Annotated in this window: 20 protein-coding genes; 14 read left to right on the top strand and 6 right to left on the bottom strand. The window is 65.5% G+C overall.

The genetic code is table 11. The features are described 5' to 3' along the window. Positions 1–21: 21 nt before the first annotated feature. Together rpsP and ffh are read right to left on the bottom strand one after the other, a co-directional pair. Complete coding sequence (gene rpsP / locus U1H82_RS02500; RefSeq protein WP_322963358.1) at positions 22–408, bottom strand: 30S ribosomal protein S16; 387 nt, start codon at positions 406–408, stop codon at positions 22–24. 57 nt (positions 409–465) lie between these two features. Beyond that, positions 466–1,989: a signal recognition particle protein gene (gene ffh, locus U1H82_RS02495; RefSeq protein WP_322963356.1), complete on the bottom strand. Its 1,524-nt coding sequence runs from the start codon at positions 1,987–1,989 to the stop codon at positions 466–468. Between the two features lie 308 nt (positions 1,990–2,297). Here ffh and U1H82_RS02490 point away from each other — a divergent pair, with 308 nt between their 5' ends. From U1H82_RS02490 to U1H82_RS02475, 4 genes are all read left to right on the top strand, one after another. Beyond that, positions 2,298–3,773, top strand: coding sequence for a putative bifunctional diguanylate cyclase/phosphodiesterase (locus tag U1H82_RS02490; protein WP_322963764.1), 1,476 nt, complete (start codon positions 2,298–2,300; stop codon positions 3,771–3,773). A gap of 169 nt (positions 3,774–3,942) precedes the next feature. After that, complete coding sequence (gene mtaB, locus U1H82_RS02485; protein ID WP_322963354.1) at positions 3,943–5,202, top strand: tRNA (N(6)-L-threonylcarbamoyladenosine(37)-C(2))-methylthiotransferase MtaB; 1,260 nt, start codon at positions 3,943–3,945, stop codon at positions 5,200–5,202. Continuing rightward, complete coding sequence (gene ftsY / locus U1H82_RS02480; protein WP_230481486.1) at positions 5,199–6,134, top strand: signal recognition particle-docking protein FtsY; 936 nt, start codon at positions 5,199–5,201, stop codon at positions 6,132–6,134. Before mtaB ends, ftsY begins: the two co-directional genes overlap by 4 nt. Further along, positions 6,131–6,745, top strand: a complete 615-nt coding sequence (locus U1H82_RS02475) for a septation protein A (protein WP_322963352.1) — start codon at positions 6,131–6,133, stop codon at positions 6,743–6,745. The genes ftsY and U1H82_RS02475 overlap by 4 nt, the downstream gene beginning before the upstream one ends. Before the next feature lie 191 nt (positions 6,746–6,936). On the opposite strand, the gene U1H82_RS02470 is transcribed toward U1H82_RS02475, so the two are convergent. Together U1H82_RS02470 and pspF are read right to left on the bottom strand one after the other, a co-directional pair. Further along, positions 6,937–7,548: a superoxide dismutase gene (locus U1H82_RS02470; RefSeq protein WP_322963351.1), complete on the bottom strand. Its 612-nt coding sequence runs from the start codon at positions 7,546–7,548 to the stop codon at positions 6,937–6,939. Between the two features lie 66 nt (positions 7,549–7,614). Further along, a complete protein-coding gene (gene pspF, locus U1H82_RS02465; RefSeq protein ID WP_322963350.1) occupies positions 7,615–8,658 on the bottom strand; it encodes a phage shock protein operon transcriptional activator in 1,044 nt (347 codons plus the stop codon). A gap of 174 nt (positions 8,659–8,832) precedes the next feature. On the opposite strand from pspF, the gene U1H82_RS02460 reads away from it, so the two are divergent. The 10 genes from U1H82_RS02460 to U1H82_RS02415 are packed head-to-tail and all read left to right on the top strand — an operon-like array spanning position 8,833 to position 12,680. Continuing rightward, entirely contained in the window at positions 8,833–8,979 is a 147-nt protein-coding gene (locus U1H82_RS02460) for a hypothetical protein (protein ID WP_322963349.1), read from the top strand. Positions 8,980–9,010: 31 nt separating this feature from the next. Further along, positions 9,011–9,679, top strand: a complete 669-nt coding sequence (pspA, locus tag U1H82_RS02455; RefSeq protein ID WP_322963348.1) for a phage shock protein PspA — start codon at positions 9,011–9,013, stop codon at positions 9,677–9,679. A gap of 2 nt (positions 9,680–9,681) precedes the next feature. After that, complete coding sequence (gene pspB, locus U1H82_RS02450) at positions 9,682–9,975, top strand: envelope stress response membrane protein PspB (protein ID WP_322963347.1); 294 nt, start codon at positions 9,682–9,684, stop codon at positions 9,973–9,975. A 1-nt stretch (position 9,976) separates the two neighbouring features. After that, positions 9,977–10,360 carry an envelope stress response membrane protein PspC gene (pspC, locus tag U1H82_RS02445; RefSeq protein ID WP_322963346.1) on the top strand — a complete coding sequence of 128 codons (384 nt, stop codon included), beginning with the start codon at positions 9,977–9,979 and terminating at the stop codon, positions 10,358–10,360. 41 nt (positions 10,361–10,401) lie between these two features. Beyond that, on the top strand, positions 10,402–10,698 hold the full coding sequence (locus U1H82_RS02440; protein WP_322963345.1) for a hypothetical protein: 297 nt from the start codon (positions 10,402–10,404) through the stop codon (positions 10,696–10,698). Between the two features lie 15 nt (positions 10,699–10,713). Continuing rightward, the gene (locus U1H82_RS02435) at positions 10,714–11,010 is read left to right on the top strand and encodes a hypothetical protein (protein WP_375339478.1); all 297 of its coding nucleotides are present in this window, start codon (positions 10,714–10,716) and stop codon (positions 11,008–11,010) included. A 28-nt stretch (positions 11,011–11,038) separates the two neighbouring features. After that, on the top strand, positions 11,039–11,296 hold the full coding sequence (locus tag U1H82_RS02430; RefSeq protein ID WP_322963344.1) for a hypothetical protein: 258 nt from the start codon (positions 11,039–11,041) through the stop codon (positions 11,294–11,296). 33 nt (positions 11,297–11,329) lie between these two features. After that, the gene (locus U1H82_RS02425) at positions 11,330–11,569 is read left to right on the top strand and encodes a hypothetical protein (RefSeq protein WP_322963343.1); all 240 of its coding nucleotides are present in this window, start codon (positions 11,330–11,332) and stop codon (positions 11,567–11,569) included. A 2-nt stretch (positions 11,570–11,571) separates the two neighbouring features. After that, positions 11,572–12,240 carry a hypothetical protein gene (locus U1H82_RS02420; protein ID WP_322963342.1) on the top strand — a complete coding sequence of 223 codons (669 nt, stop codon included), beginning with the start codon at positions 11,572–11,574 and terminating at the stop codon, positions 12,238–12,240. A gap of 38 nt (positions 12,241–12,278) precedes the next feature. Then, entirely contained in the window at positions 12,279–12,680 is a 402-nt protein-coding gene (locus U1H82_RS02415) for a SufE family protein (protein WP_322963341.1), read from the top strand. 222 nt (positions 12,681–12,902) lie between these two features. Here U1H82_RS02415 and U1H82_RS02410 read toward each other — a convergent pair whose 3' ends face one another. Beyond that, positions 12,903–13,196, bottom strand: coding sequence for a (2Fe-2S) ferredoxin domain-containing protein (locus U1H82_RS02410; protein ID WP_322963340.1), 294 nt, complete (start codon positions 13,194–13,196; stop codon positions 12,903–12,905). Further along, the gene (locus tag U1H82_RS02405; RefSeq protein ID WP_322963339.1) at positions 13,193–13,732 is read right to left on the bottom strand and encodes a J domain-containing protein; all 540 of its coding nucleotides are present in this window, start codon (positions 13,730–13,732) and stop codon (positions 13,193–13,195) included. Before U1H82_RS02405 ends, U1H82_RS02410 begins: the two co-directional genes overlap by 4 nt. Between the last annotated feature and the right edge of the window lie 218 nt (positions 13,733–13,950).

The following is a 13,950-nucleotide window of genomic DNA, read 5'->3' as shown; positions in this document are numbered from 1 at the left end:
GCAGCGCAAAGCCGAAAGCCATTAGGCTTCGGCGGTTTCTTCGGCCGGAGCGTTGGCGGCTTCCTGCGCGGCCTTCAGCTTCTCGGCACGCTCTTCGGCGCGCTCGGTGGCCTTTTCGCCCGGCTTCGCCTTGTTCGGGTTGTTGCGCGCGGCGCGCTCACGGACACCGGCGGCATCCAGGAAGCGGGCGACGCGGTCGGTCGGCTGCGCGCCATTGGCCAGCCAGTGCTTCGCGCGCTCGGCGTCGAGCTGCACGCGCTGCTCATTGTCCTTGGCGAGGAGCGGGTTGTAGTTGCCGATCTTCTCGATGAACTTGCCGTCGCGCGGCGCACGGGCGTCGGCCACCACGATGCGGTAGTAAGGGCGCTTCTTCGAGCCACCACGCGACAGACGAATGCTGAGAGCCATATTTCAGTCCTTGAGTTAAAACGTTTAAATTCACCGGCATTCCGTCCGGCGCGGGGGTTATTTCTTCTTCAGGAGATTTTCGAAGCCGGGGGGCAGTTTCGGCATGCCCTCGGGCAGCTTGCCGCCGCCCGCACCCATGCCGCCGATGCCCGGCAGGCCGCCACCGCCGCCCGCCTTGTTGAGCATCTCGCCCATCTGCGGACCGCCCAGCGCATTGCCCAGGCCGCCAAGGCCACCCTTGCCGAGCATCGCCATCATGCCCTTGATGCCGCCCATCTTCTTGATCTTCTTCATCGCCGTGGCCATTTCCTGATGCATCTTCAGGAGCTTGTTCACGTCCTGCACCGTGGTGCCGGACCCCTTGGCGATGCGGATCTTGCGCTTGGCGTTGACCAGTTCGGGCTTGGTGCGCTCCTTGGGCGTCATCGAGGTGATGATCGCGTCCATGCGCAGCAGGATCTTGTCGCCACCGGCATCATTGAGCGCGTTCTGCGCCTTCTTCATGCCCGGCATCATGCCCGCCAGCGCGCCCAGGCCGCCCATGCGACGCATCTGGGCCAGCTGGCCGCGCAGGTCGTTCAGATCGAACTGACCCTTGGCCATTTTCATGGCCATGCGCTCGGCATCTTCCTGCTGGATCGTCTCGGCGGCGCGCTCGACCAGCGACACCACGTCGCCCATGCCGAGGATGCGGCCCGCGACACGCTCCGGGTGGAAGGCTTCCAGTGCGTCCATCTTTTCGCCGACACCGGCGAACTTGATGGGCTTGCCGGTGACAGCGCGCATCGACAGCGCCGCACCACCGCGCGCGTCACCGTCCATACGGGTCAGCACCACGCCGGTCAGCGGCACCTGCTCGGAGAAGCTGGTCGCGACGTTCACCGCGTCCTGGCCGGTCAGCGAGTCGACGACGAGCAGGATTTCCTGAGGCTGGGCGATTTCCGCCACGGCCTTCATCTCGTCCATCAGCGCCTGATCGACGTGCAGACGACCGGCGGTGTCGAGCATCAGGACGTCATAGCCCTGCAGCTTGGCGGCCTGGAGCGCGCGACGCGCGATCTCGACCGGCTGCTGGCCCGCGATGATCGGCAGGGTCGACACCTCGACCTGCGTACCCAGCGTCGCCAGCTGCTCCTGCGCGGCCGGGCGATTGACGTCGAGCGACGCCATCAGCACCTTCTTGCGATCACGGCCCATCGCGCCGCTCGACAGCCGCTTGGCGATCTTGGCGGTGGTGGTGGTCTTACCCGAACCCTGAAGGCCAACCATCATCACGACGGCGGGCGGCGTGACGTCGAGCAGCAGCTCGCTGGCATCCGCGCCCAGCATCGCGACCAGCGCGTCATGGACGATCTTGACGACCTGCTGGCCCGGCGTGATCGAACGCAGGACGTTCTGGCCGATCGCCTGTTCGGTGACCTTGTCGACGAAATCGCGTGCGACGGGCAGCGCGACATCGGCTTCCAGCAGCGCCACGCGGACTTCGCGCATCGCGGTGCGGACATCCGCCTCGGTCAGCGCGCCACGGCCGCGAAGGCGGTCGAAAACGCCGCCAAGCCGATCGCTCAAGCTGTCGAACATCGCCTCACCTCATTACGACCGGGCCGTCAGACCACGGATCAAAACCCAAGCAGACCGTCCAAACGCAAAAGCGCCGGCGGGCGAAACCTCGCCGGCCAGCGTGCACCCTTGGGCGCTTCTCTTTCACATTCCGAAACGGAACTTGGGGCCGCTCTTATGGGAAAATGCGGATGGGCGCAAGTCGGGCAAAACCGGACGCGACGTTAACCTATTGTACACACCTGACATGCGACCGCTATGCCATGCCCGGCTCGCGCCAAATTGCTGCCAACGCCCCTGCTTATGCTCGATTTTCGGGCGTGGCGGCCATGGGTGGCGTCGTCGCGCTGGCCGCTGCGATCTTGCTGATCCAGTTCGGGTTCGACTCCGCGGCCAAAGCCCTGCTGCTCGCGACCGCCATCGCCGCGATCATCGTCTATGGGCGGATGCCCGCATCGCAGGTACAATCCCCCGCTACCGAGCAGCTCGACCCACTGACCGGCCTGACCAACCGTCGCTATTTCCACGATGCGGGCCAGAGGCTGATCGAAACCGTGCAGCGCCGCCATCGCGGCGTTGCGTTGATGCTGATCGATATCGACCGGTTCCGTGCGATCGCGGGGTCCTTCGGCCATGAGGCGGGCGACATGCTGTTGCAGCACGTCGCCAAGACCATTCGCAGCGAGGCCCCGCCCGAAGCGATCGTCGCCCGCTTCGAAGGGGATTGCTTCGGCTGCCTCATCCCATTTGACCCGCGCGGCCGCGACCGGATCGAGCGGCTGGCCGAACGACTGGCGGTGCGGCTGACCCAGCCGGTGCGCCTGGCCGAACAGGAACTCACCCCCCGTGCCGCCATCGCGCTGGCCCGGATCGACGACGGCTCCGCCACGATCGACCGGCTGGTCCGCCAGGCCGACCTCGCGCTGATCGCCGCCAAGGCGCGCAGCGACGGCAAGCCGCTATGGTTCGTGCCCGCGATGGAAGAGGCGATGGCCGAGCGCAACGCCATCATCACCGATCTGCGCGCCGCTTTGGCCCATGGCGATATCCAGCCCCGGTTCGAGGCGCAGGTCGATCTGGGCACCGCGCGCCTGACCGGGTTCGAGGTGTCGGGCTATTGGGACCACCCCATGCTGGGCGCGATGACCGCCGAGCGGTTCATGCCGGTCGCCGAGGCGTGCGGCCTGTCGGGCGAGGTATCGCTGTCGCTGATGCGCCAGGCCATGGCGGCGGCGCGCGACTGGGACCCGTCGATCACCCTGTCGATCCCGCTCGCCGCCTCGCAGTTCCAGGACGCCTGGCTGGCGCAGAAGGTCATCAAGACACTGACCGAATGCGGCTTTCCGGCCCATCGGCTGGAGATCGAGATTACCGAGAATGCGCTGTTCGCCAATCTGGCCCTGGCGCAGTCGATCGTCGTCAGCCTGAAGAATCAGGGCATCGCCCTGGCGCTGGACGCATTCGGGCGCGGCTATTCCAGCCTGGCGCATCTGCGTGCCCTGCCCTTCGACCGGGTGCGGATCGACCCCAATTTCATCCGCAACATGGCCGCCGACCCCGATTGCTGCGCGATCGTCACCGCCATCGTCCAACTGGGCGACAGCCTGCACCTGCCGATCGCCGCCAAGGGCGTGCGCGATCTGGATATCGAGACGCGGCTGCGCGACATCGGCTGTTCGCATGGGCAAGGCTCGCTTTACGGTCCGCCGCTCGATCTGGCGCAGGTGCGTCAGTTGCTGGCCGAGAAGCGCCTGCTTGCGGGCATTACCGCGCCCCCTATCACCACCCCGCGTCTGGCTGGCTGAGATAAGCGCGCTCGGCCTCGGTCGAGAGGAGCTGGTTGCGAACACCCCGAACCGCTCGGCAATCGCACGGTCGAGCGCATCGTCCTTGGGCGCCAGACCGAGCTAGAAGTCGAGCAGGGTACGCGCCTGTCCGTGGACACTTGCTTCATCCATCCCTAGATCGGCGGTCATGTCACCCTCTTCTGGCCCTGAAATTGTTGGTCCCGAGATCATCAGTCTGGGCTGCCGCCTGAACATCGCCGAGAGCGAAACGATCCGCGCGCTGGCCGCCGGGCGGGAGGACATGGTCGTCGTCAACAGCTGCGCCGTGACCAACGAAGCGGTGAAGCAGACCCGCGCCGCGATCCGCCGCGCGGCCAAGGCACGCCCCGAGGCACAGATCGTCGTGACGGGGTGCGCCGCGCAGATCGACCCGGCCAGCTTCGCCGCCATGCCCGAGGTCGCGCGCGTGCTGGGCAATGCCGACAAGCTGCGGCCTGAAAGCTGGACCTCCGCCGAGCCGATGCTAGTCGCCGACCTGTCGCGCGTGGTCGAGACCGCGCCACATCTGGTGTCCGCCTTTGCGGGCCATGCGCGGGCGTTCGTCGAGGTGCAGAATGGCTGCGACCACGCTTGCACCTTCTGCATCATTCCGACCGGGCGGGGCCCCAGCCGTTCGGTGCCTGCGGGCCTCGTGATCGAACGCATCGCCCGCGCAGTCGAGCTGGGTCACCAGGAGGTCGTACTGACCGGCGTCGACCTGACCAGCTATGGCCATGACCTGCCCGGCCAGCCCAGCCTGGGCCTGCTGGTCGAGCGTATCCTGACCCATGTCCCCGCCCTGCCCCGACTTCGGCTGTCCTCGCTCGACTCAATCGAGATCGACGACCGTCTGTTCGAACTGGTGACGGGCGAGGCGCGGGTGATGCCGCATCTCCATCTGTCGCTTCAGGCGGGCAGCGACCTGATCCTCAAGCGGATGAAGCGCCGCCACAGCCGCGCCCAATCGGTCGCGATCGTCGAGCGGCTATTGAAGGCCCGCCCCGAGATCGCAATCGGGGCGGATCTGATCGCGGGCTTCCCGACCGAGGATGACGCGATGGCGGCCGACACGTTGGCGCTGATCGACGACGCCCATATCGTCCATGCGCATATCTTTCCCTATTCGGCGCGCGACGGCACCCCCGCCGCACGGATGCCGCAGGTTCCCCACCCGCTGCGTCGCGAACGCGCCGCCCGGTTGCGCGAGGCCGCCGCGCGCCGTCGCCGCGACTGGCTGGCGGCCCAGATCGGCCAGACCCGCGACGTACTCGTCGAACGGCCGGGCACGCGCGGCCATGCGCCCGACTTCGCCGACGTTCATTTTTCCCCCGCCGCCGAACCGGGCCGCATCGCCCGCGTTCGGGTCACGGCGGCGACCGAAACCCATCTGATCGGACAATTGGCATGAGTTCTTCCTCCTCCTGGCACGACAAGCTGCTCGGCGGTTTCCGTCGCACCTCGGACCGGCTGGTCGGCAATCTCGCCGGGCTGGGCACCGCGCGGCTCGACGACGATACGCTCGACGAGATCGAGGAAGCGCTGATCGCCTCCGATCTGGGCCCCGAGACGGCGGGCCATATCCGCACCCGGCTGGCCGAGGGCAGTTTCGAGCGGAACATGGAGGATCTGGGCATCCGCCTGGTCGTCGCCGAGGAGGTGGAGAAGGCGCTGGCCAAGGTCGCCACTCCGCTGGAGATCGACGCCTTTCCCCGGCCGCAGGTGATCCTGGTCATCGGCGTCAACGGATCGGGCAAGACGACGACCATCGCCAAGCTGGCGCATCTGTTCATGGAGCAGGATTACGGCGTGATGCTGGCGGCGGGCGACACCTTCCGCGCCGCCGCCATCGGCCAGCTCGCGACCTGGGCCGAGCGGGTCGGCGTGCCGATCGTGTCGGGCAAGGAAGGCGGCGACGCGGCGGGCATCGTCTATGAAGCGGTGAAGCAGGCGACCGCGACCGGCATCGACGTGCTGATCGTCGACACAGCCGGGCGCCTCCAGAACAAGCGCGAGCTCATGGACGAGCTGTCCAAGATTCGCCGCGTGCTCGGCCGCCTGAACCCCGAGGCACCGCATGACATTCTGCTCGTCCTCGACGCGACCACCGGCCAGAACGCACTCAATCAGATCGAGGTATTCAAGGACGTGGCGGGCGTCACCGGCCTGGTCATGACCAAGCTGGACGGCACCGCGCGCGGCGGTGTGCTGGTCGCGGCGGCCGAGAAATACGGCCTGCCCATCCATGCCATCGGCGTCGGCGAAGGCATGACCGATTTGCGTCCCTTCGACGCCAACGAGGTCAGCCGGATCATCGCCGGGATCGAAGGAGGCCGCAAGTGAACGCGCCCAGGAACGAAGCGAGCGCCGGACTGAAGGCGGGCATCGAATATGGCCCGCTGATCCTGTTCTTCGCGGTCAATTTCCTCGCACCCATCGGCGCGCTGACCCGCGTGCTGGTGGCGACGGGCGTCTTCATGGCGGCGACCGTGGTGGCGATGATCGTCAGCAAGGTGAAGCTGGGCCGCATCTCGCCCATGCTGTGGATGTCGGGCATCCTGGTCGTCGTGTTCGGCGGCCTGACCCTCTATTTCCACGACGAGCGCTTCATCAAGATGAAGCCGACCATCGTCTATGCGATGTTCTCCGCTCTGCTCTTCTTCGGGCTCGCGACCGGGCGACCGCTGATCCAGATGGTGCTGGGCAATGTCTATCCGGGACTGACCGAGCTGGGCTGGCGCAAGCTGACGCGCAACTGGGCGTGCTTCTTCGCCTTCATGGCGGTGCTGAACGAAGCGGTGTGGCGCAATTCGACCTGGGATTTCTGGGTCGGGTTCAAGCTGTGGGGCGCGATGCCGCTGACCATCGGCTTTGCGATCGCGAATATTCCGATGCTGTTGAAGCATGGGCTGAATGCCGAAGCGGCGAAGGTCGACGAACCGCCGGTGGAATGAATCCTATTCCTCCCCTGCAAGGGGAGGTGGCAGGCCGAAGGCCTGACGGAGGGGTGTCGCCCTCTCGATAACGGGACACCCCTCCGACGCGCTATGCGCGCCACCTCCCCTTGCAGGGGAGGAATAGATAAGAAAAAGGGCAGCCCCAACGGAGCCGCCCTTTCCCTTATCCGAAACGAATAGCCGCGAATTTACGCGACCGCCGCCTCGTACCGGCGACCGGCTTCGTCCCAGTTCACCACGTCCCACCAGGCCTTCAGATAGCCCGGACGGTCGTTCATGTACGTCAGGTAATAGGCGTGCTCCCACACGTCGTTACCCAGGATCGGCGTGCCCTTGTCGGCGACGACGTCCATCAGGGGGTTGTCCTGGTTCGGGGTCGAGGTGACCTTCAGCTTGCCCTCGGCATCCGCGATCACCCAGGCCCAGCCCGAACCGAACTGGCCCGCACCCTTGGTGTTGAATTCGTCCTTCAGCTTGTCGAGACCGCCGAACGCCTCGATCGCTTCCGCCAGCTTGCCCGAGGGCTGGGTCGTGCCGGGCTTGGTCATGATCTTCCAGAAGAAGTCATGGTTCCAGAAGCCGCCGCCATTGTTGCGGACGGCGGCCGGGGCCGACGAGATGTTGGCCAGGATGTCCTCGATCGACTTGCCCTGAAGCGACGTGTCGGCCGCAACCGCCTCGTTCAGCTTGTTGGTATAGGCGGCATGATGCTTGTCGTGGTGGAAGGTCATCGTCTCCTTGGAGATGACCGGCTCCAGCGCGTCATAGTCGTACGGAAGGGGCGGCAGTTCGAAAGCCATCGTAAATGCTCCTTTGGGGTTTGCCTGTGGCAACGCCAGAGACCCCAAATGGCTCCCCAAGTGCGGTTACGCAACCGTTCCGATCAAATCATGGCGGCGAAGCGCATGGCGAAGCTGGTCATAGGACAGGCCGAGCGCCTCGGCCGTCGTCCGCTGGTTGAAACGATTGTCGGCCAGCGCCTTGGTCAGCAGCTCCCGCTCGAACCGGGCGACGCGCGACTTGAAGTCGGACGGGCCGACATCGCAGGCCGCCACCTCGTCACCGTCGTTCGTCGGTGCGGGCGCGAGGGCGCCGCCCTGCTCACTCTTCGCGGCGGCGGGTGACTGGCCCTGCGGACGATAGGGCGAGCGGAAGGGGTCGATCTCGATCGCATCGACCGGCCCTTCCCGATCCCAGCGATAGACGGCGCGCTCGACGACATTGCGCAGTTCGCGGACATTGCCGGGCCAGCGATGCTCCATCAGCGCGTCGGTCGCCGCCGGACCGAAGCCGGGCCAGCTTTCCCATCCGATCTCGGCGGCCATGCGCCGTCCGAAATGATTGGCGAGCACCATGATGTCGCTCTTGCGCGCACGAAGCGGCGGCAGCGTCACCACCTCGAAACACAGCCGGTCGAGCAGGTCGGCGCGGAACTGATGCGCCGCGACCTTGTCGGGCAGATGCTCGTTGGTCGCCGCCACGATACGGACATCGACGCGTAACGGCCGTGACGAGCCGATCCGCGTGACCTCGCCATATTCCACCGCGCGCAACAGCCGGTCCTGCGCCGCCATCGACAATGTGCCGAGTTCATCGAGGAACAAGGTGCCGCCATTGGCTTCCTCGAACCGTCCCGCCCGCGCCTTGGTTGCGCCGGTGAACGCGCCCGCTTCATGGCCGAACAGTTCGGCCTCGATCAGCGTCTCGGGCAGTGCTGCGCAGTTCATGATGACCAGCGGCTGGTCCCATCGCCCGCTCAGGCGATGAAGGCGTTCGGCGACCAGTTCCTTGCCCGTCCCGCGCTCGCCGATGACCAGCACCGGACGGTCGAGCGCGGCGGCGCGGCTGGCCCGTTCCAGCGCGTCCAGAAAGGCCCCCGACTGGCCGATGACCTGACTCGTTCGCTCCATTCCCAACAGGTGGCGGATTTTCCCAAGCCTTGGCAAGAGTGCAATCGTTGGCGCTGCGCAACTATTTATCAAGTCCTTGTATTTGCGCCATTTTTAAAACTGGCACGCCTCCTGCAAAGCTTCTGACATCCCGCCGATGAGCGGACCGAAACAAAAATTCAGGGAGTTTTCACCATGTTCGCCACCACCCTCACCCGCCAGATCGCCGCCATCGCCTGCACCGTCCTGATGAGCGCCACCTGCCTGATGGGCGCCCTCGCCCCCGCGCATGTCGCGCCTGTGCAGACTTCGGTTGCGGCGATCGAGGCACCGACCGCATAATCCCCGAATAGCCGCCATCAAGGAGTATCCGATGGGCATTTTCTCCCGCACCCGCGACATCGTCGCCGCCAATTTCGCCGATCTGCTGGACAAGGCGGAAGACCCCGCGAAGATGATCCGCATGATCATCCTCGAAATGGAGGAAACGCTTGTCGAGGTGCGCGCGTCCGCCGCCCGCACGATCGCCGACCAGAAGGAAATCCGCCGCCATATCGCCAAGCTGGACCAGCTTCAGGACAGCTGGACCGAAAAGGCCGAACTGGCGCTGTCGAAGGACCGCGAGGACCTGGCCAAGGCCGCGCTGATCGAACGCCAGAAGGCGGCCGACATGGCCGACCAGCTAAAGGCCGAAGTCCAGGTGCTCGACGATGCGCTGCGCGCCTCGGAAGAGGATATCGCCAAGCTGCAGAACAAGCTGCGCGAAGCCCGGACCAAGCAGAATGCGGTCCAGACCCGTCTGGAAAGTGCCAACAACCGCTATCGTCTACGCGAGATGTGGAACGGGCCGAAGACGCACGACGCGTTCAGCCGCTTCGACATTCTGGAACGCAAGGTGGACGAGGCCGAGGGTCGCGCGGAAGCGCTGGGCCTGGGCGCGAACCCCAAGACGCTCGAGGACGAGATCGCCGAACTGCGCGCCTCGGACCGGGTCGATGCCGAACTCGCCGCGCTCAAGGCGCGCCTGAACAAGGAGGGCTGAGAATGCTGGACGATCTTCTGCCGATCCTCGTCTGCGGCATGCTGTTCATCGGGGCGCCGTGGCTGATCCTCCACTATGTCACCAAGTGGAAGCACGCCCCCAAGATCACCGATGAAGACGAAAAGATGCTGGACGAGATGTATCTTCTCGCCCGTCGCCTCGAGGATCGGGTGAACACGGTCGAGCGGATCATCGCCGCCGACCATCCCGACTTCAAACCCGGCCTGTCGCAGTCCGAATGGCGTTCCGAACAACGCCTCGGCCAACCCGACTACAGCCTCGATCGGAGGAACTGACATGTCCGCCAGCCGCACCCAATTCTACCTCGACAAGCAGAATGCCAAGTTCAAGGGCGTGTGTTCCGGTATCGCCGACTATACCGGGGTCGACGTTCTGTGGGTCCGCATCGCCGCGGTCCTGCTGACCGTCACCGGGGTCGGCATGCCCTGGGTCCCGCTTGCCTATATGCTGGTCGCCTGGATGGCGACCGCCAAGCCGATCGGCCTCTACCAGTCGGACGACGACGCCAAGTTCTGGCAGGGCGTCCGCAGCAATCCGCGCCGCTCGACCGCCGAGGTCCGCTCGAAATTCCGCGATCTCGACCGTCGCCTTGCCGATATCGAACTGCACTACACCAGCCGCAACCGCCAGCTGGCCGACGAGATCGACAGCCTGCGCTGAGGCCGCGCTGACACATCAACTATCCTATGGGAGTATGGATCATGTCTTGGGGAGGACCGGGTTTCGTCCTGGCGATCATCGCAATGTCGACGATCGGTTGGGTGATCACCACCTGGATACGGGCCAAGCACGGCTACAGTCTGGAAAATGACTGGGGCGGCATGACGCACAAGGGCGACATCGCCGATGGCCGCAAGGTCGAATTGCTGACCGCCGAGAACCAGAAGCTGGTCGGCCAGGTCTCTCGACTGGAAGAGCGGATCGCGGTGCTGGAGCGCATCGCCACCGACCCCGCCGAGCGGACCGCACGCGAAATCGACGCGCTGCGCGATCGCTAAGGGAGGACGAAAGAGATGAATTTGATCCCCATACTCGGTATCCTGATCCCGATCCTGGGCATCAGCTGCGGCCTGATCGCCATCATCGGCGGCGTCTTTCTGAAGCCCTGGTTCGCCCTTCGCGAAAAGCAGTTGGCCACCGAAGCCTCGATGGTCGCCGAAAAAGCGGCACAATATGCCGCCCAGACCGAGAAGCTGGAACAGCGGGTCCGGGTGCTGGAGCGGATCATCACCGATCGCGGCGTGGCGCTGAGCGACGAGATCGACAGCCTGCGCGTACCCGGCGAAACGCCGGCCCGCATCGAACACTGACATAAGATTTCAGAGGGGAGTTACCATCATGTCCGGCGGACAGTTCATGGTCGTCATGATCGTCGCGATCGTCATGATCGCCAGCATCTTCAAGGCCAAGCATCGCCGCTCGCCCGGCCTCGACATCATCGAGCATCTGCGCAGCGACGCTTCGCACGACACCCAGGCGCTACGCGCCGAGGTCCAGCAGCTCAAGGAGCGCATCCAGGTGCTGGAGCGCGTCATCACCGACGAGCGCAAGAGCATCGATCTCGACCGCGAGATCGAGCGGCTGCGCGACCGCTAAGCCAACCATTGATACGGACAGGGAGCCCGGATCATGACCGACACCAATCTTTACATCGTGATCGCGACCGCAGGCCTGGCGGGCCTGGCGATGATCGTCACCGCAAGTCTCGCGGGCTGGCGCGGATGGTTGCAACTGAAGAACCGCGAGTTCGAGCGCAACCACGACATGCCCTACCCACCCGCAGGTTCGGCCGCATCGCGGATCGAGATGGCGGATTTGAAGGAGCGCATCCGCAAGCTCGAAGCCATTGCGGCGGGTGTCGACCTTTGATCATGCCCCGTCTCGCCGCTCTTCGCCGCTGGGGTAGCCGGATCGGCTGTGGCGCCGCAGTGATCGTCGCCGGGGTCGTCCATGTCCCCGCCGCGCTCGCCTTTCCCTATCGCGCCGATTTCGGCACGACGACGGTCCTGTCGGAACAGCCGATCGACCGGCCTGCGATGGCAAAGGTACTGGCCCGCGCCGACACATTGCTCGCGGCGAGCCCGCTCGATCGGCCGGGATTGTCGCGGCAGCTGGTGCTGACCGATGGCGGATGGCGGTGGGACATCCTGTCGATAGGCTCAGGAGGCGCGATCGCCCTTCGCCGTCCCTTTGCGCATGCGCTGGTCTTCAACCGCAGCTCGGTCGCGGCGGACCGCGTGACCAACGGCGCCGCGCTGGGCGGGGTGCGGACGCTGTCGGGCACGATCGCGCATGAGATGACCCACCGGCTGGTCGCCGACCATATCGGCGAATGGGCCGCGCTTCGCCTCCCCGCCTGGAAGCGCGAGGGTTATCCGGATTATGTCGCGCAAGAGACCAGCCTCCACCCGGAGGACGAGGCGCGCATTCGCGAACGCGATCCGCACGCCCGCGTGCTGACCTATTATGAAGGCCGCCGCCGGGTCGCAGCCGAACTCGCCCGCAACGGCGGATCGGTCGACGCGCTGCTCGCCCCCTGATGGTTGTCGTGGACCGCGAAGCACGGTAGCGCGGGCCTATGTCCGATCTTGCCGAACTCCGCGACGAATATGAATTCCTCGACGCCGACGATCGCTATCGCCTGTTGATCGACCTCGGCCGCGCGCTGGAGCCGATGCCCGAGGCGCTGAAGACCGATGCGACGCTGGTGCGCGGATGCTCGGCCTCGGTCTGGGTCTATCCGATGAAGGGCGAGGGCGAGGGCCTGCATTTTCTGGCGGACTCGAATGCGGCGATCACCAAGGGGATCATCGCACTCGTCCTGAAGACGGTGCAGGATAAAGCGCCCGCGGACATCCTGGCGACCGATATCGAGGGTGAGTTGGCGCCGTTCGACCTGAAGAACCAGTTGAGTTCCAACCGGACGCAGGGAATTCCCAACATGATCGCGCTGATCCGGGAGACGGCCGGGCGGTATTGATGGGTGGGTTGAGGCTCGGTGAGACCCCGTTACCCTCCCCCATCCCCTCCCGCTTGCGGGAGGGGCGTGTTTCTTGGCGACCGTAAGCCCGCTCCAACGGTGCCTGCCCTTGGCCTAACGATCGCCGAAAGAACCTGCGAGTGCCTCTAGCCGCTCCCCTCCCGCAGGCGGGAGGGGATGGGGGAGGGCTCGAGGTCCCACCGAGCCCCACCTGTAGAACAATCACCCCCGCCCCAATCGTGCCGCGATCGCCTCAATATCCTCGTCGGGCGTCACCACCAGCCACTCACCCGGCTTGCGTCCATCGACCAACGTCACCGCGTTCTTCGGACACAGCCCCAGGCATTTGGTTTCGATCACCCCGACCGACGCCTTGCGCCCCTTTCCAAAGATCCGCTTGAGCGCCTTGGCCAGCGGCGTCTTGCCCTTCGGGCCGAACCCGCCGCCGACCTTTTTCGAGCATTTGCCGCAGACCAGGACCGTCGCTTCCCATTCCGCCTTGGCGCGACGGATCATTCGGGCTTCCAGCTGCGGCGTTCCTCGGCGGCGCGCAGGACTTCATAGGCCGCTTGCACCTGCTGGAATTTGGTCGCCGCCTCGGGGTCGTTGGGGCGGATATCGGGATGGTTCGCCTTGGCAAGGCCGCGCCAGGTCGCGCGGATCAGGTCGAACTCGGCATCCGGCTCCAGCCCCAGCGCATCCAGCGCGCGCATCTCGTCGCGCGAGCGGGTGCCGTCGCCCGGCCCGGCCCAGGCCTGATGCTTGGACTGGGCATAGCCCGCGCTCGTCCGCCGTTCCGATGCCTCGCGCGCGGCGGCTTCCTCGGCGCTGAGGCCCTGAAAATAGTCCCAGCCTCGATTATACTCGGCGGCGTGCGCCTCGCAGAAATACCAGCGATCGGGGCTGTTGGGCGATTTGGGTGCGGGGCAGTTGCCCGGCTGGTCGCAACCATGCCGGTCGCAGATACGCACGGGCTTGGCCTCGCGCGACGCGCCATAGCTGCGCCAGCGAGGAAAGCCCCAGTCATTGGATCGGGTAGAAGAACGCGCCACAGCGGCCGATTTAAGCGACTTCGGCGTCGGCGCAAGCAGGGAGGCAGATGCTTTCTGCCGACATTGGTTAAAATGGCCGATCCAGCCCCTTGACCGGCTGCCAGCGGCTAAGTCATGAAATATACGTCATCATATATTCATGTCCGTTCCGGGCATATGCGGACGCCCAGCTTTGACAGGAGCCGTCATGGCCCAAAGTCGTTCTTTCCTGGCCACCG

This window comes from Sphingomonas fuzhouensis, assembly GCF_034659795.1.
Classification (GTDB): Bacteria; Pseudomonadota; Alphaproteobacteria; order Sphingomonadales; family Sphingomonadaceae; genus Sphingomonas; species Sphingomonas fuzhouensis.
Note: the sequence above shows the minus strand (reverse complement) of the source record. Positions and strands in the feature narration are given on the sequence as shown.

What these genes read in the sequence shown, in the direction of transcription:
- rpsP (WP_322963358.1), bottom strand. Translation starts at nt 408, where the DNA reads ATGGCTCTCAGCATTCGTCTGTCGCGTGGTGGCTCGAAGAAGCGCCCT.
- ffh (WP_322963356.1), bottom strand. Translation starts at nt 1,989, where the DNA reads ATGTTCGACAGCTTGAGCGATCGGCTTGGCGGCGTTTTCGACCGCCTT.
- U1H82_RS02490 (WP_322963764.1), top strand. Translation starts at nt 2,298, where the DNA reads ATGGGTGGCGTCGTCGCGCTGGCCGCTGCGATCTTGCTGATCCAGTTC.
- mtaB (WP_322963354.1), top strand. Translation starts at nt 3,943, where the DNA reads ATGTCACCCTCTTCTGGCCCTGAAATTGTTGGTCCCGAGATCATCAGT.
- ftsY (WP_230481486.1), top strand. Translation starts at nt 5,199, where the DNA reads ATGAGTTCTTCCTCCTCCTGGCACGACAAGCTGCTCGGCGGTTTCCGT.
- U1H82_RS02470 (WP_322963351.1), bottom strand. Translation starts at nt 7,548, where the DNA reads ATGGCTTTCGAACTGCCGCCCCTTCCGTACGACTATGACGCGCTGGAG.
- pspF (WP_322963350.1), bottom strand. Translation starts at nt 8,658, where the DNA reads ATGGAGCGAACGAGTCAGGTCATCGGCCAGTCGGGGGCCTTTCTGGAC.
- U1H82_RS02460 (WP_322963349.1), top strand. Translation starts at nt 8,833, where the DNA reads ATGTTCGCCACCACCCTCACCCGCCAGATCGCCGCCATCGCCTGCACC.
- pspA (WP_322963348.1), top strand. Translation starts at nt 9,011, where the DNA reads ATGGGCATTTTCTCCCGCACCCGCGACATCGTCGCCGCCAATTTCGCC.
- pspB (WP_322963347.1), top strand. Translation starts at nt 9,682, where the DNA reads ATGCTGGACGATCTTCTGCCGATCCTCGTCTGCGGCATGCTGTTCATC.
- pspC (WP_322963346.1), top strand. Translation starts at nt 9,977, where the DNA reads ATGTCCGCCAGCCGCACCCAATTCTACCTCGACAAGCAGAATGCCAAG.
- U1H82_RS02440 (WP_322963345.1), top strand. Translation starts at nt 10,402, where the DNA reads ATGTCTTGGGGAGGACCGGGTTTCGTCCTGGCGATCATCGCAATGTCG.
- U1H82_RS02435 (WP_375339478.1), top strand. Translation starts at nt 10,714, where the DNA reads ATGAATTTGATCCCCATACTCGGTATCCTGATCCCGATCCTGGGCATC.
- U1H82_RS02430 (WP_322963344.1), top strand. Translation starts at nt 11,039, where the DNA reads ATGTCCGGCGGACAGTTCATGGTCGTCATGATCGTCGCGATCGTCATG.
- U1H82_RS02425 (WP_322963343.1), top strand. Translation starts at nt 11,330, where the DNA reads ATGACCGACACCAATCTTTACATCGTGATCGCGACCGCAGGCCTGGCG.
- U1H82_RS02420 (WP_322963342.1), top strand. Translation starts at nt 11,572, where the DNA reads ATGCCCCGTCTCGCCGCTCTTCGCCGCTGGGGTAGCCGGATCGGCTGT.
- U1H82_RS02415 (WP_322963341.1), top strand. Translation starts at nt 12,279, where the DNA reads ATGTCCGATCTTGCCGAACTCCGCGACGAATATGAATTCCTCGACGCC.
- U1H82_RS02410 (WP_322963340.1), bottom strand. Translation starts at nt 13,196, where the DNA reads ATGATCCGTCGCGCCAAGGCGGAATGGGAAGCGACGGTCCTGGTCTGC.